Source organism: Paraburkholderia unamae, assembly GCF_003268775.1.
In the GTDB taxonomy this organism is placed as follows: Bacteria; Pseudomonadota; Gammaproteobacteria; order Burkholderiales; family Burkholderiaceae; genus Paraburkholderia; species Paraburkholderia unamae.
In genome coordinates this window covers 39,066-54,093 of record NZ_QLSU01000020.1, presented here as the reverse complement: position 1 = coordinate 54,093, position 15,028 = coordinate 39,066, and the positions used below count along the sequence as shown (strand labels likewise).

Annotated in this window: 13 protein-coding genes and 1 pseudogene; 8 read left to right on the top strand and 6 right to left on the bottom strand. The window is 64.2% G+C overall.

Features of this window, described 5'->3' with window-relative positions:
• Positions 1–81 precede the first annotated feature (81 nt).
• Complete coding sequence (locus tag C7401_RS28185; RefSeq protein ID WP_133254610.1) at positions 82–429, top strand: hypothetical protein; 348 nt, start codon at positions 82–84, stop codon at positions 427–429.
• Here the strand turns inward: C7401_RS28185 and C7401_RS28180 are convergent.
• The 5 genes and pseudogenes from C7401_RS28180 to C7401_RS28160 all read right to left on the bottom strand — a co-directional run bounded on the left by C7401_RS28180 (position 392) and on the right by C7401_RS28160 (position 6,190).
• Complete coding sequence (locus C7401_RS28180; protein WP_258397275.1) at positions 392–1,129, bottom strand: DUF1571 domain-containing protein; 738 nt, start codon at positions 1,127–1,129, stop codon at positions 392–394. The genes C7401_RS28185 and C7401_RS28180 overlap by 38 nt on opposite strands.
• A 297-nt stretch (positions 1,130–1,426) precedes the next feature.
• A pseudogene (locus tag C7401_RS28175) lies at positions 1,427–1,687 on the bottom strand (AMP-binding enzyme); the annotation flags it as partial.
• Between the two features lie 158 nt (positions 1,688–1,845).
• A complete protein-coding gene (locus tag C7401_RS28170; protein WP_112174710.1) occupies positions 1,846–3,063 on the bottom strand; it encodes an MFS transporter in 1,218 nt (405 codons plus the stop codon).
• 378 nt (positions 3,064–3,441) lie between these two features.
• Positions 3,442–4,851: a tetratricopeptide repeat protein gene (locus C7401_RS28165; RefSeq protein WP_112174709.1), complete on the bottom strand. Its 1,410-nt coding sequence runs from the start codon at positions 4,849–4,851 to the stop codon at positions 3,442–3,444.
• A gap of 211 nt (positions 4,852–5,062) precedes the next feature.
• Entirely contained in the window at positions 5,063–6,190 is a 1,128-nt protein-coding gene (locus tag C7401_RS28160; protein ID WP_224040229.1) for a porin, read from the bottom strand.
• Between the two features lie 384 nt (positions 6,191–6,574).
• Here C7401_RS28160 and C7401_RS28155 point away from each other — a divergent pair, with 384 nt between their 5' ends.
• Positions 6,575–7,348 (top strand): SDR family oxidoreductase, encoded by a 774-nt coding sequence (locus C7401_RS28155; RefSeq protein WP_112174707.1) that lies wholly within the window; start codon positions 6,575–6,577, stop codon positions 7,346–7,348.
• A gap of 145 nt (positions 7,349–7,493) precedes the next feature.
• Positions 7,494–9,227, top strand: a complete 1,734-nt coding sequence (locus tag C7401_RS28150; RefSeq protein WP_112174706.1) for a long-chain fatty acid--CoA ligase — start codon at positions 7,494–7,496, stop codon at positions 9,225–9,227.
• A gap of 128 nt (positions 9,228–9,355) precedes the next feature.
• Here the strand turns inward: C7401_RS28150 and C7401_RS28145 are convergent, their stop codons facing one another.
• Entirely contained in the window at positions 9,356–9,712 is a 357-nt protein-coding gene (locus tag C7401_RS28145; protein ID WP_112174705.1) for an HAD family hydrolase, read from the bottom strand.
• Positions 9,713–9,961: 249 nt separating this feature from the next.
• On the opposite strand from C7401_RS28145, the gene C7401_RS28140 reads away from it, so the two are divergent.
• From C7401_RS28140 to C7401_RS28120, 5 genes are all read left to right on the top strand, one after another.
• Positions 9,962–10,681, top strand: a complete 720-nt coding sequence (locus tag C7401_RS28140) for a GntR family transcriptional regulator (protein ID WP_112174704.1) — start codon at positions 9,962–9,964, stop codon at positions 10,679–10,681.
• Between the two features lie 347 nt (positions 10,682–11,028).
• On the top strand, positions 11,029–12,777 hold the full coding sequence (oxc, locus tag C7401_RS28135; protein ID WP_112174703.1) for an oxalyl-CoA decarboxylase: 1,749 nt from the start codon (positions 11,029–11,031) through the stop codon (positions 12,775–12,777).
• A gap of 79 nt (positions 12,778–12,856) precedes the next feature.
• Positions 12,857–14,107: a formyl-CoA transferase gene (gene frc / locus C7401_RS28130; protein ID WP_112174702.1), complete on the top strand. Its 1,251-nt coding sequence runs from the start codon at positions 12,857–12,859 to the stop codon at positions 14,105–14,107.
• 181 nt (positions 14,108–14,288) lie between these two features.
• Positions 14,289–14,723, top strand: coding sequence for a PAS domain-containing protein (locus tag C7401_RS28125; protein ID WP_112174701.1), 435 nt, complete (start codon positions 14,289–14,291; stop codon positions 14,721–14,723).
• 18 nt (positions 14,724–14,741) lie between these two features.
• Positions 14,742–14,999: a hypothetical protein gene (locus C7401_RS28120; RefSeq protein WP_112174700.1), complete on the top strand. Its 258-nt coding sequence runs from the start codon at positions 14,742–14,744 to the stop codon at positions 14,997–14,999.
• Positions 15,000–15,028: the final 29 nt, after the last annotated feature.

The window sequence follows — 15,028 nt, the reverse complement described above, 5'->3', positions numbered from 1 at the left end:
GCGGCGTGTCAGGCGCACGCGTTTCCGCAGGCGTTTGTCGCAGCCACACCGCACGCAAATGGGATGTGGAATACGGCGAATATGGCGAACATCGCGGTGTTCGATCCGACGCTGGCGCAAGGCCGCTCGCTCGTCCGCGAGGCGGCGCGCGTGGGCTGCGTCGCGCTTTCGCTCGCGGGCTCGGTCAGCGATCCGGTCGACCGTGCAAACCATCTCGCCGTCAACGACGACATCGGCCGCCTCTGGCATGCGGGCCTCGCGTGGCGGCTCCCGCCGGGCGCTGTCGTGGTCGGCGCGCTGCGTCCTTCGGACCGGTTCGTGCTCGCGCGCCTCGCCGCCGCGCAGCGTGTGACGTTGATCGACTTTGCCGGCTTCGGGCGGCTGTGCGCGGCTAAAAGCGATAGTCCGGATTGCGCGCGTCGAACGTGAGCGCGTCGAACGCTTTGGGCTCGATGCGTTCGATTACGACGTCCTCGGTGAGCCGGCCTTCGCTGTCGTACGACTGCACGGTGCGAAACCATGCATGGCGCAAGTCGAGGCCGAGCGTCTCGCGGCTGGCGGGCAGGTCGCGCGCGCCCGCCGGCACCTCCCACGTGAAGGCGACGACGCGCACGCCGTCGCGCGTTTCGATGGTGATGCGTGTGGGCCGCGCCGCGCCCGCATCGGCGAGCCGCGGATAGTCTTCGAGAAAGCGCCGCGCGATCGCCTCGGTGCCGAGCTCGGTGAGCCGATGGTGCGATTGCGTGCGCGCGAACGCGCCGTCGAGCGCGGTCCACATCGACACCGCGCCGAGCAGGCCGCCCATGTGTCCGTACATGGCGTCGCCCCGGTGTGTGGCGTCGTAGAGCACCTCCTGGCCCGCGTGCGCGCCGTCGGGCAGCCAGCGCGCGTAGAGGCGCAGCGGATCGTGCGCGAGGCGCACGAGCAGATGATCGGCTTGCGCGGGCCAGCGTCCGTCGATGCGCTCGCGGTGGCGCATCGTAAATTCGCAGTCGGCGTAGCCGTTCGGTCCCGCTGCGATATAGCGCTCGAGCGTGCGCGCATCGAGCGAGGCGAACAGCGCGACGAGCTGCGCGTCGCCGAGCCGTTCGAGCGTGTCGTCGCGCGCGGCGCGCTGAAGCCAGCGCACCTGCGCGTCGGGGGCGAGGGCGCCGACGCGCGCTGGCGGCGTCGCGGGCTCGGGCGTTGCGCCATTCGCGTGCGCCAGGCAAACGCTTGGTAAAACGAAAAGTAGAAGAGAGCGTGTGATGAAGCGCCTGATCGAAGCTCCGGTCGAATGCCCACTCAAGCGCCACGCACCGCAGCGGCGCAGCGCAACAGGTGTCGGTCGAGACTGCATCGACGGGCCCTCCACGATGCGTCGATGTTGACGGGCGGCTGGCGCGCGCGAGGCGCGCCGCCTGCACCGCATCAACGCATCAACGTTTCACGCCTGCGTTTTCTTCCCCGCCGCGGCCAATTCTTCGTTGCGCAATGCGCGGCGCAGGATCTTGCCGATGTTCGATTGCGGCAGCGACTCGCGAAATGCCACGAGGCGCGGCACTTTGTAGCCCGTGAGCTGCTGGCGGCAGAACTGGGTCCGCGCCGCTTCCGTGAGCGCGCGATCGCGCCGCACGACGAACACCTTCACGCGTTCGCCCTGCACCGGATCGGGCACGCCGATCGCCGCCACTTCGCACTCACCGGGCTTCACGCCCACGCCCTGCATCATGCACTTCGATCATGCGACGCGCCGCGCGCACCGGCCAGGGTGGCTTACCCGGTACAGCAAACGCGGCAACAAGCGCAAAAAAGGCCGTGCGGGCGAACCCGGCACGGCCTCTTATGACTCACACGTTCGACACCTCAGACGTTTGTCACCTGTTTGGCGGTCTGCGTCATGTCGATACCGCGACGCTCGCGGCTGAACGGGATCAGCACGGCGATCACGATGGCCACCGTACCGGCGACAATCGCCATTGCCATCGAGTAGTTCTGGTTGTGCGTTTCGGCAAGCGATGCCTGGAGCGTGGCGTTCACCGAAGCGAACAGATTGCCGAGCTGATAGACGAGGCCCGGGAACGTCGCGCGCACTTCGTCAGGCGAGATTTCGTTGAGGTGCACGGGGATCACGCCCCACGCGCCCTGCACGGAAATCTGCATGAGGAACGCGCCGAGCGCGAGCAGCACCGGGCCTTGCGAGAACGCCCACAGCGGCAGCACGGGCAGCGCGATCAGCGCGGCGATGAAGATCGCCTTGCGGCGGCCGATCTTTTCGGAAACCTGACCAAAAAAGAGACCGCCCACGATCGCGCCGATATTGAGCACGATGGTGATGATCGAGACCGTATGCGGATCGAAGTGGTGCTGCTCGCGCAGGAAGGTCGGATACAGGTCCTGCGTGCCGTGCGAGAAGAAGTTGAACGCCGTCATCAGCACGATCGCGTACAGCGAGAGCTTCCAGTTGTGCTTGAGCGTGCTGAGCAGGGTCGGGCGCGCGCGCTTTTCCATTTCCTTGAAAGCCGGCGACTCGGGCACGTGCGCACGCACGTAGAGCACGAGCAACGCGGGCAGCACGCCGATGAAGAACATGCCGCGCCAGCCGATGTACTGATACAGCACGCCGAACACGATCGAGGCGAGCAGATAGCCGCTCGGATAACCCGCCTGCAACAGGCCGGAAACGATGCCGCGCGACTTGGGCGGAATGGTTTCCATCGTGAGCGCGGAGCCCACACCCCATTCGCCGCCCATCGCGACGCCAAAGAGCGCGCGCAGGACGATGAAGGTGGCGAGGTTGGGCGAGAAGCCGGTGAGCAGTTCGAGCAGCGAATAGCACGCGATGTTGACCATCAGCGTGGGACGGCGGCCATATTTGTCGGCAAGTCGGCCGAATATCAGCGCGCCTAGCGGACGCATGGCGAGCGTCAACGTAATGGCAAAAGCCACTGCCGGGATTTTGGTGTTGAATTCGGTGGCAATGTCTTTCAGAACGAAAACCATCAGAAAGAAATCGAATGCATCGAGCGTCCAACCCAGATACGCCGCGATCGTGACGTTCTTCTGTTCCCGCGTCCAGCTCATGTTGATTGTTCTCCTTTGAAACCGGTGCAATGCCATGTCTCCTGTCGATCGCGGCCGAAGGCTTGTTGCGATCACATGCATATGCCGGCATTGCGTTGTGTGGCGGATCGGCCCCCCCGCATTGGGCCTCGCGCCAGTGTACGCCCGGCATTAAACATTTGCATGCATGTTGACTGGAACCGCTAGTAATCCCTGGAGAATCGGTTTACGAGCGAAAGCTTTTTGTTTTAATCGTAATTTAAATGTAATTAAAATGAAGGTGAATAAGCGATTGAGGTAATTGAAGCGATTGAATGGGCGCCAATGGAAGAATGCAAACGAGCAGGCTAGAAAGCCCGCTTGTTTGCACTCCGGAATAGTGCAGGAAAAGGCGGGGCGCTAGCGTCGCAGCAGCCAACCGATGGCGCGCGAGATGACGTCGTGCCACTCGCCCATTTGTGCCTGACGCAGAACCGTTGCCTCGCTCATCCATGGCGTGCCGGCGCCGGTATGGCCCCAACGCCATTCGCCGGTGGCATTGACGAGCACGGCGGTCGGTTTGCCCAGCATCGCGCTCAGGTTCGCGGCAACGGCATCCACGCTCACGACGGCGTCAAGCTGTTCGATGCAGGCCGCCGTGTCGGCAAAGCTGGCGATGCCGGGGCCGTAATGGCCCAGAGCGCCGCGCGGCGTGCCATGCACAAGCTCCGCGGCGGGATGGTGCAGGCTCACGAAATGGACTTCGCGCGTGAGGGCGGTGTCGGTGGTGAGACGTTCGACCTGCGCGAGCGGCACGCTGCGCAAGCCGGCCCAGCAACGCTCCTTCGCGCCGATTTCCCTGGAGTGGCGTTGAACGCAGTCCCAGAAGAGTCCGACGAGCCGCTTGCCGGATTCGCGCGCGCGCAGCGCCTGCGACCATGCGCGGGCGCGCTCGCGCGCCGCCTCAGGCGCACGAAGGAACGCGCCGAAGTAGGGCTGCGGGCGCGGCGAGTCGTCGGCGGCGAGCAGCGGCAGATGAAGCAGCGTGGCTTGCAAGGTCGGCGCGAATGACGTGACGCCTTCGAGTGCGTCGTGCGGCAAGGGCGCGCCCACCGTGAGCGGGCGTGTCACGCCCAGCACGGTGCATTCGGGCAAGGAGGCCTGAACGAGGTCGTGAATCGCATGATCGCAGGTGAGCATGATCTCGGCGCCCGCGTCGAGCCACTGGCGCACGCTCGCGAACAGCAGGAACTGGTCGCCGTAGCCCATCTGGTGCGTGACGAGCACGCGCTCGCCGCGCAGATCGCGCTGGCCGCTCCACATCGGCACCTCGGCATGACGGTAGCTGCCGCTGTCGCCGTGATTGCGCGCGAGCCAGGGGATGAAGCCGCGCAGGTCGCCCAGGCTGAGCAACGCTTCGGCCAGCCACTTGCGGGCTTTTTGCGCGTCGCGCGAGCGATCGGCCGGGTGGTCGCGCAATGCCGCTTCGAGGTACTCGATGGCGCGCCCGGTTTCGCCGCTCAGGTAAAGGTCGCGCCCGATACGGGCCTCGCAAAAGAGCGGCGACCACGGCAACGCCTGGTGTGCGATCCAGGTGGCGGCGGCCTCGGCGTGGCGGCCCTGGAGACGCAAGGCGCGGGCGCGCGCATGCACGAAACTGCGGTGGAGCGGGTCGAGCGCGAGCCCTTTGTCGGCCCAGGGCAGCATTTGCTCGTCGCGGCGCGCATTCACGAGCCCATGACAGATTTGCGAGAGCGGATCGACATATTCGGGCGCGCGCGCGTGCGCCGTGAAGGCTTCGAGGAGCCATTGTTCGGGGGATTGGGGCATGGAGCGAACCGGCGAAGAATGATTCGGAGTGACACAAAAAATTCTATCGATGCGTTCGCACAGGGGAATCAGACAATTCTGAGATGTCTGCGAGGGTGATGCTGTCGGGGTCCGATGTCGGAACAGTAGCTGCAATGAAAAACGGCGGCGCCGCGCGTGTTGCGCAGCGCCGCCGCTCAGGCGGTCGGCAGACAGGCCGGTGCCGTCGCTATCAGAAGATGTTGCGCAGGCCGATCGAAATGCCGGTCTGGTTGCTGCGGCCCGGCAGTTCCGCCGTCGCCGCGCCGTTGACCTTGTTGAAGTCGACCGTGCCGTAGACTTCGGTGCGCTTGGAGAGCGCGTATTCGGCGAGGCCGACGATCGCGTAGCGATTGCCGCTGCCGAGCGAGCCGTCGACCGTGGTCGCGTTGCGCATGTGGTCGTAGTAGAACGCGCCCGTGATCGCGAGCGGGCCCGTCACTTGCCACGTGAAGCCGGCGAACGGGCCGTCGTCGATGCGGTTGGTGTTCTTCGGCGTGTTGGTGGTCGAGTAGCCTTGCTGCGCGAGCAGGGTGTCGACGAAGCCGGTGTCGTCCTGCGAGCGCAGGTAGCCGACATAGACCTTGGCCGAGCTGAACGCGTAGACGACGTTCGCGTTATAGATGGTCTGCTTGTTGTTCGAGTTGTCGCTGTTCTGCTGCACGCCCGCCATGATGCTGACGGGGCCGGCCTTGTACGACGCCGTGAAGCCGTACATGTTGCCCGCGCCGAGGTGGCCCGGAATATTGCCCGAGAAGCCGCCCGCGCCGGTCGACGCGTAGTTCGTGCCGAACGAGTACATGGCCTCGACGTTCAGGCCGCCGAACGTGCCGTTGTACTTGACCGCGTTGTCGGCGTAGAGGCCGGCGCCGAGCGCCACGGGCAGCCACGCGTTTTCGAGGTAGTTGCCGACCGTGAGGGGATCGTAGGTGTCGGCGAGCTGGTCGAACAGCGGCGACTTCTGGCGGCCGAGCGTGAGCGTGCCGTACTGGCTGGCAAGCCCGACGTACGCGTTGCGGTTGAACATGCGGTGGCTGTCCGAGAAGCCGCCGCTTTGCAGGTCGATGCCGCTTTCCAGATCGAAGATCGCCTTCAGGCCGCCGCCCAGGTCTTCCGTGCCGCGCAGGCCGATACGGCTGTTGGTGACGGCGCCGTTGGTCATGAAAACCTTGCCGTCGTTGTTCGCGTTGGCGTTCGTCAGGTAGCGAATGCCGACGTCCGCGACGCCGTACAGCGTGACCGAACTTTGAGCGAAGCTGTGCTGGCAGGCCAGCGCCAGCGCGAGGCCGCCAACGGCCGAAGCGATCTGGGTGTGTCTCACGGTGTAATCCTGTTTCATCTGCTGCGTGTTGTAAGTCCGTCGGACCGCCGGGGTGCCGGGGCCCGCATTTTGTTGTGCGCCGCGCCAGTGGATGTTGGGCGGGGGGCCGATGATAGACCCTCGCCGCATGGGTGAAAACGTTGACTGTCGTGCGATTGCAACGATCTGGAAAGGTTGTGCGCGCAAGCAGTCGGCCCCGCACGTGGTGCGCGACACGCGCCGCCCGAGCGGGAACCACGCCGGAAAGCACAAAATATTATTTAATGAACGATCGTGCTTTTCCTTATTTACCTCGCTGGAGAGCCTCGCTAGAATCATTCGCAATTCATCGAGTTCCGCACTGCGGAACCTCGGCGGGCCGGAAGACATCAAGGAGACGAAAGCATGCGGGTCAGGGAATTGTTCGAACTGGGCGGGCAGGTCGCGCTCGTCACCGGCGGGTCGCGCGGGCTGGGCCTGCAAATGGCGCAGGCGCTCGGCGAAATGGGCTGCCATGTCGTGATCACCGCGCGCAAGGCCGACGAACTGGCGCAGGCGGCCAGCCATCTACAGTCGGCGGGCATCGAGGTCACGACGATCGTGAGCGATCTGCAACGCCCCGAGGCCGCGGCCGCGCTCGTGAGCGAGGTGCTGGCGGCGCGCGGGCAGATCGACATTCTCGTGAACAACGCGGGCGCCACGTGGGGCGCGCCCGCCGAGGACTATCCCGACGAGGCCTGGCACAAGGTCATGAACCTGAACGTGAACGCACCGTTCTTTCTTGCGCGCGAGGTGGGCAAGCGCAGCATGATCCCGCGCCAGCGCGGCAAGATCATCAACGTCGCCTCCATCGCGGGGCTGAAGGGCTCGCTCGGTGCGATGCAGGCCATCGCGTACAACACCTCGAAGGCGGCGGCCATCAATTTCACGCGGGCGCTCGCCGCCGAATGGGGCAAGTACAACATCAACGTGAACGCGATCTGCCCCGGCTTTTTCCCCTCCAAGATGTCGGCCGGTTTGCTCGACAAGATGGGGCAGGCGGTGATCGATCACACGCCGCTGCATCGCCTCGGCGACGACGACGACCTGAAGGGCACCGTGGTGTTCCTCGCGAGCCAGGCGGCGCGCCATGTCACGGGCCAGTATCTGGCCGTCGACGGCGGCGCGAGCGTCGTCTGATTTCGCCTCGCGCACTGCCCGCCCGAACCGCTGGCGGGCAGTGCGCATCGATTCGGTCTGCAATGATTCCACGGTACGCGCGGTCGGTTGCCCGAGGGGGACTGGCCGCCGCGTTCCTCACGAGACTCGCTCGACGGAGCCCGCCATGCCCACGTCCGCCCCGACGCTTTCCGCTCATCGTTCCTCATCGTCATCGTCGTCTGTGATTCCGGCCTCGCCGCATTGGCCTTCGCATCTCTCGCCGCACCTGAGCATTCCGCATACGAACCTCTTCTACAACGCCGAGGTATCGGCGGCGCGCTATCCCGACAAGCCGTTCATCATCTTCTACGACACGCCCGTCACGTTCGCGCAGTTCAAGGACGAGGCGGAGCGCGTGGCCGGCTATCTGCAACAGGATTGCGGCGTGAAGGCCGGCGACCGCGTGCTGCTCTATATGCAGAACAGCCCGCAATGGGTGATTGCGTACTACGGCATCCTGCGCGCCAACGCCGTGGTCGTGCCGGTCAATCCAATGAACCTCACCGAGGAACTGGCGCACTACGTGGAGGACAGCGGCGCGACCACGGCCTTTGTCGCGCAGGATCTTTACCCGCGCATCGCGCCGCTCGTGAACGAAGGCGAAGGTGAGGGCCTGAAGCACTTGCTCGTTGCGACCTATAGCGACTATCTGAAGTGCGAGCCGTATGCGCCGCCGCCGGAATTCGTGAGCGCGCCGCGGTCGGTGGACGGCCCGGGCGTCGCGCATTGGGCCGACGTGCTCGACGCGCGCCGCGTACCCGGCCCGTTGAGCGCGGGCGCGGACGACCTCTGCGTGATGCCGTACACCTCGGGCACGACGGGCAAGCCCAAGGGCTGCATGCACACGCATCGCAGCGTGATGGCCACGGCCGTGGGCGGCTGCAACTGGTTCGGCAGTAATCAGGATGCCGTACAACTTTCGGTATTGCCGCTCTTTCACGTGACCGGCATGCAGGGCGGCATGAACAGCCCGATCTACAACGGCTCGACCGTGGTGCTGCTGCCGCGCTGGGACCGCGACGCCGCGGCGCGCGCCATCGAGCATTACCGCATCAACGGCTGGCAGGCTATCTCGACGATGGTCGTGGACTTCATCTCGAACCCGCGCATTCACGAATACGACCTGTCGAGCCTCGCATGGATGCGCGGCGGCGGCGCGACCATGCCCGACGCGGTGGTGAAAAAGCTCAAGGACCTGACCGGACTCGATTTCGTCGAGGGCTATGGCATGTCCGAGACCATGGCGGGCACGCATATCAATCCGCCGCAACGCCCGAAGGCGCAGTGTCTCGGCATTCCGGTGTTCGATGTCGATTCGCGCGTGGTCGATCCGATCACGCTGGAAGAGGTGGCCGAAGGCGAATCGGGCGAATTGATCATGCACGCGCCGCAGGTGATGCAGGGCTACTGGCGCAACCCCAAGGCGACGCGCGAGGCGTTTGTCGAGCGTGACGGCAAGCGCTTCTTGCGCACGGGCGACCTCGTGCGCCGCGACGCGGAAGGCTACTACTTCATGACCGACCGCCTCAAACGCATGATCAACGCATCGGGCTACAAGGTCTGGCCCGCCGAGGTCGAAGCGCTCATGTACCGCCACCCGGCGATCAATGAGGTGTGCATCATCGGCACGCAGGACGCGCGGCGCGGCGAGACCGTGAAGGCCGTGGTCGTGCTCGACCCGAAGCAGGTGGGCAGCGTGAACGAGGACGACATCATGGCCTGGGCGCACGACAACATGGCCGCGTACAAGGCGCCGCGCATCGTGCAGTTCGTCGAGTCGCTGCCGAAGTCGGGCAGCGGCAAGATTCTCTGGCGCAAGCTCCAGGAAGACGAGGCCGAGGCGCGCGGCAACGCCTGAGCAACCCCTTCGATATCCCGCCCGTCTGGATGGTGCGCCGGCGCGCACGCATCCAGACGGGTTTCGTCTTCAAGCCTTCCTGATGCCTCGTCGAGCCGCCTGGTCGAGCGTAATAAAGCGCACTCGACTCAGGCGCCCGCGAGCGCGGGCAATCCACCTTCGCGCCAATCCTGCTCCATGACCGGCCATGCCTGCGCTGCACCGCGCGCGGCGGGCTGCGCCAACGGCCACTCTCCTGGCGACTGCGCGTTCTTGCGCTCGAGAATCGCCTCGCACAAAAACGCCATGCTGTAGGCCTTCAGCAGATGCGGATGATGCGCCTCGATATAGGCCGCGATGCGCGCGCTCTCGCCTGCGATCGACGCCAGCGAGTAGAGCGTGCGGGCGTCCCAGCGAAAGCGCAGGCCCAGTTCGGCGAACGCCGTGTTGAACGCGCACAACTGGGCTTCCAGTTGACGATCGTGGCTGCTGGTCGAGTGGTTCATGGCTGTCTCCTCATGTCGAGTGGCGTGAACCAAGCGTAGAAGCCCCAATGAATAAACGATAGTTAAAGTTTTTTTCGAAAAATATAAGGAAGTCTGAATGAACTCGGGGTAAGCCCGCAAAAGCGGCGAGATGCGCACCCGGTACGCGTAAACCCCGCTTAGCCATAGGCAATTCGCTGATATATTGTATTGGAAATATGAAATTTCCGAGCAGCGCCGGCTAAACAGAACGTTGGAGACAAACGACCGATGTCCGCCGAAAGAGTACTCGAAGCCGGGGCTTCCCCGGTCACCCTGACGCTGGAGCCGATCAACGCGAGCGCTTCGCTGCGCGACCAGGCTTATGCGAAGCTCAAGCAGGCCATTGCCGAAACCGACATCTACCGGTCGCGAGACGAGATCCGGCTCGACGAGAAGGACCTGACCGAGAAGCTCGGCGTGAGCCGCACGCCGGTGCGCGAGGCGATGACGCTGCTGGAACAGGAGGGCTTTCTGCGCACGGTGCCGCGCCGCGGCGTCTACATCTTGCGCAAGACGCGCAAGGAGATCGTCGAGATGATCTATATGTGGGCCGCGCTCGAAAGCATCGCCGCGCGACTCGCCACGCAGCGCGCCTCGGACGACGACATCGCGGGACTGCGGCGCATGTTCGCGACTTTCGGCGACACGACGCCCTCGGAACATATCGAGGAATACTCGGAGGCGAACATCATGTTTCACCAGTCGCTGGTGGAGCTTTCGAAGTCGCCCATCATCGTCGACACCATCAAGAACATCTTCATGCATGTGCGTGCGATCCGGCGCATGACGATTGCGCAGAGCGATCGCGCGTCGCGCTCGATCGTGGACCACATGCGCATTATCGAAGCGCTGGAGTCGCGCGATACCGAACGCGTGGAGCAACTCGTGCGGCAGCACTCGATCGAGCTCGCGCTATTCGTGGAAGCCAACTGCGACTTTCTCGACTAGGAAAGAGGAGTAGGGCGCCGCGTTCGTCCGCCGGTTCATATCGGGCGCACGCATGAGCGCGAAGCATCGATGCGTTTTTCGATTGAATGCGTGCCCCGATGCTGAAAGAAAAGTATGGACTACGTAACAAGTTCGTTGGGACGTTTTGGCCAGTGGAAGGCGCCGGCCGATGGTGTGCCGCAACAACGCTTGCGCTGTGGCGGCCGATCACATCAGGCGGCAGCGGTGCAGCGCGGTGCAACGCAGTGCAGCAAGCGCGCCCTGGGTAAAAAAACGTCTTGACTAATATTGTGTGTGGAATATTGTATATCACGAATCACACAACGCCCCGCCAAAGAGGAGACGTCATGGCAGAAGCAGGCATCAACGAGGCGCAGCAGAACCCTGTGCCCGAAGCGCAGCAAACGACCGATGGTTTTCATCTCGTCATCGACGCGCTGAAACTCAACGATATCGACACGATCTTCGGTCTCGTCGGTATTCCCATTACCGATCTCGCGCGTCTCGCGCAGGCCGAGGGCATGCGCTTCATCGGCTTTCGCCATGAGCAGAACGCGGGCAATGCCGCGGCCGTTGCGGGCTACATGACGAAGAAGCCGGGCATCTGCCTGACCGTTTCTGCGCCTGGCTTCCTGAACGGCCTCACGGCGCTGGCCAACGCCACCACGAACTGCTTCCCGATGATCCTCATCAGCGGTTCGAGCGAGCGCGAGATCGTCGACTTGCAGCAGGGCGACTACGAGGAGATGGATCAGCTCAACGCCGCGAAGCCTTATGCCAAGGCCGCGTATCGCGTGCTGCACGCCGAGGACATTGGCGTTGGCGTGGCGCGTGCGATTCGCGCGGCGGTATCGGGCCGCCCGGGCGGTGTGTATCTCGACCTGCCCGCCAAGCTGCTCGCGCAGACCATCGACGCCGTGAAGGCCCAGCAGTCGCTCATCAAGGTGGTCGACGCCGCGCCGCGCCAGATTCCCGCGCCGGATGCGGTGGCGCGCGCCATCGATGTGATAAGGAATGCAAAGCGTCCGCTCATTCTGCTCGGCAAGGGCGCGGCCTACGCGCAAGCCGACGCGCAGATTCGCGAGCTGGTTGAAAAGAGCGGCATTCCGTATTTGCCGATGTCGATGGCCAAGGGTCTGTTGCCCGACACGCACGAGCAGTCGGCATCGGCCGCGCGCTCGTTCGTGCTGGCGGAGTCGGATGCCGTGGTGCTGATCGGTGCGCGCCTGAACTGGCTGCTCTCGCATGGCAAGGGCAAGACCTGGGGCGCGGCCGCCGGGCCGAAGAAGTTCGTGCAGATCGACATCGCGCCGACCGAAATCGACAGCAACGTCGCCATCGAAGCGCCGGTGATCGGTGACATCGGGTCATGCGTGGAAGCGCTCGTCGCAGGTCTTGGCGAACACTTCCCGAAGCCGCCCGCGGAGTGGCTCGACGCCGTGGCCGAGCGCAAGAAGACGAACCTGGAAAAGATGGCCGCGACGCTCGCGAAGAACCCGTCGCCGATGAACTTCCACAGCGCGCTGCGCGCCATTCGCGACGTGCTCAAGACGCGTCCCGACATCAACGTGGTCAACGAAGGCGCGAACACGCTCGACTACGCGCGCAGCATCATCGACATGTACCAGCCGCGCAAGCGTTTCGACTCGGGCACGTGGGGGATCATGGGCATCGGCATGGGCTTCGCGGTCGGCGCGGCCGTGACGAGCGGCACGCAGGTCGTGGCGATCGAAGGTGACAGTGCGTTCGGTTTCTCGGGCATGGAGCTCGAAACGATCTGCCGCTACAACCTGCCGGTCTGCACCATCGTGTTCAACAACAACGGCGTGTATCGCGGCACGGACGTGAATCCGAGCGGAGGCTGCGACGTCGCGCCCACGGTGTTCGTGAAGAATGCGCGCTACGACAAGATGATGGAGGCGTTCGGCGGCATCGGCCATCAGGCGACGACGCCTGAGGAACTCACGAGCGCGCTGCTCGAAGCAATCGCCTCGGGCAAGCCCACGCTCATCAACGCCGTCATCGACGAATCGGCCGGGACCGAAAGCGGCCGTCTCACGAATCTGAATCCGCAAAGCGCGGCCATGAAGAAATAAGCCGCTTGAATACGCCCTCGAAACAAGCACCATCAATCAGGTAGATCACATCGATCAGGTAGACCAGGAGATACGAGAAATGAGCAAACCCCTCGACGGTATCAAGATCATCGACTTCACGCACGTACAGGCCGGTCCCGCCTGCACGCAGATGCTCGCGTGGTTCGGTGCGGACGTGATCAAGGTGGAGCGCCCGGGCGCCGGCGACGTGACGCGCTCGCAGTTGCGCGACATCCCGGAAGCCGATGCGCTGTACTTCACCATGCTTAACAGCAACAAGCGCTCGCTCACGCTCGACACGAAAAAGTCCGAAGGCAAGGAAGTGCTGGAAAAGCTGATTCGCGAATCGGACGTGATGGTCGAAAACTTCGGTCCTGGCGCGCTGGACCGCATGGGCTTCACGTGGGAGCGCATCAAGGAACTGAATCCGAAGATGATCGTCGCTTCGGTGAAGGGCTTCAGCGAAGGTCACCACTACGACGACCTCAAGGTCTATGAGAACGTCGCGCAGTGCGCGGGCGGCGCGGCTTCGACCACGGGCTTCTGGGACGGCCCGCCCACGGTCAGCGCCGCCGCGCTCGGCGACAGCAACACGGGCATGCACCTCGCCATCGGCATTCTCACGGCGCTGATCGGCCGCGACAAAACCGGCAAGGGCCAGAAGGTGGCCGTGTCGATGCAGGACAGCGTGATCAACCTGTGCCGCGTGAAACTGCGCGACCAGCAGCGCCTGGACCGCCAGGGCTTCCTCGAGGAATACCCGCAGTACCCGCACGGCACGTTCAGCGACGTGGTGCCGCGCGGCGGCAATGCGGGCGGCGGCGGTCAGCCGGGCTGGGTGCTCAAGTGCAAGGGCTGGGAAACGGACCCGAACGCGTATATCTACTTCACGGTGCAGGGCCATGCGTGGGAGCCGATCTGCCACGCACTGGGCAAACCCGAATGGATCAACGACCCGAACTACGCTACTGCACAAGCGCGTCAGCCGCATATCTTCGATATTTTCGCAACGATCGAGGCGTGGCTTGCCGACAAGACCAAGTTCGAAGCCGTCGACATTCTGCGCAAGTTCGACATTCCGTGCGCCCCGGTGCTCAGCATGAAGGAAATTGCTAATGACCCGTCGCTGCGCGCAAGCGGTACTATCGTCGAGGTGCCGCACAAGGCACGCGGCTCGTACCTCACGGTGGGCAGCCCGATCAAGTTCTCGGAACTGAAGCCGGAGATCACGGGTTCGCCGCTGCTTGGCGAGCACACCGACGAGGTGCTGGCCGACCTCGGCTACACGCCGCAGCAGATCGCGGCACTGCACGAAGTGCGCGCGGTTTGAGCGCCGGTTTGAGTGCCGGGTTGAGCGCTACAAGCTGAACGCAGTACGCAGAAAGCGGGCGCGGCTCACGCTGCGTCCGCGCAGGAAACCGCAATATCAGACGGGCAGGCAAGACGCCGCGTGGCGTGCGCAATGCGCGCCGCGCGGCGACGATAAACGATTCACCCCCACATAGATCGCCATGCAATCCGCTATCGATTTCGAGCAACTCGCAAACGCCATTGGCGACGCCATCGTCATCTCGGACGCAGCCGGCGACATCACCTACTGGAATCCGGCGGCCACGCGCATGTTCGGCTACACGCAGGACGAAGCGCTCGGCAAGACGCTCGATCTGATCATTCCCGAGCGGCTGCGCGGCCGCCACTGGGAGGGCTATCACAAGACGATGGCGACCGGTCAGACGCGCTATGGCAACGACGTGCTGCGCGTGCCGGCCGTGGACAAGGCGGGCAAGGCGCTGTCCATCGCTTTCACCGTGGCGCTGCTGCATTCGCCGCAGGGCGAACTCAACGGCATCGTCGCCGTGATTCGCGACGAAACGGCGCGCTTCCAGGAGGAGCGTGCGCTCAAGAAACGCGTGACCGAACTCGAAGCCCAAGCCCAGCAATCCTGAAACGTCGGGAGCACGCCGATGCATACCGAAAGACTCGGTCATTTCGAGGTCGAACTCTCGGCTCGTCAAATGATCCATAACGGCGGCTGGGCGGCGTTCGCTGCGATTCATGCCGTCGAGGCCCAAGCCGACGACGCGGCCTGTGCCGTTTTCCCCCGCCAATGGGTGGTCGACGAAACCGTATTCGAAAGCGAGGCCGCCGCGATTGCCGGTGCGCGCGAGGCGGCGCTTGCTTTTCTCAAGAGCGGCAACGCGCCCGGCGTGGGCGCGTCATAGGGCAAAGCCCTCATCGAGCCGCGGCATAA

Coding starts and splice junctions, on each gene's coding strand:
- C7401_RS28185 (WP_133254610.1), top strand. CDS start 82: ATGGCGAACATCGCGGTGTTCGATCCGACGCTGGCGCAAGGCCGCTCG.
- C7401_RS28170 (WP_112174710.1), bottom strand. CDS start 3,063: ATGAGCTGGACGCGGGAACAGAAGAACGTCACGATCGCGGCGTATCTG.
- C7401_RS28165 (WP_112174709.1), bottom strand. CDS start 4,851: ATGCCCCAATCCCCCGAACAATGGCTCCTCGAAGCCTTCACGGCGCAC.
- C7401_RS28155 (WP_112174707.1), top strand. CDS start 6,575: ATGCGGGTCAGGGAATTGTTCGAACTGGGCGGGCAGGTCGCGCTCGTC.
- C7401_RS28150 (WP_112174706.1), top strand. CDS start 7,494: ATGCCCACGTCCGCCCCGACGCTTTCCGCTCATCGTTCCTCATCGTCA.
- C7401_RS28145 (WP_112174705.1), bottom strand. CDS start 9,712: ATGAACCACTCGACCAGCAGCCACGATCGTCAACTGGAAGCCCAGTTG.
- C7401_RS28140 (WP_112174704.1), top strand. CDS start 9,962: ATGTCCGCCGAAAGAGTACTCGAAGCCGGGGCTTCCCCGGTCACCCTG.
- oxc (WP_112174703.1), top strand. CDS start 11,029: ATGGCAGAAGCAGGCATCAACGAGGCGCAGCAGAACCCTGTGCCCGAA.
- frc (WP_112174702.1), top strand. CDS start 12,857: ATGAGCAAACCCCTCGACGGTATCAAGATCATCGACTTCACGCACGTA.
- C7401_RS28125 (WP_112174701.1), top strand. CDS start 14,289: ATGCAATCCGCTATCGATTTCGAGCAACTCGCAAACGCCATTGGCGAC.
- C7401_RS28120 (WP_112174700.1), top strand. CDS start 14,742: ATGCATACCGAAAGACTCGGTCATTTCGAGGTCGAACTCTCGGCTCGT.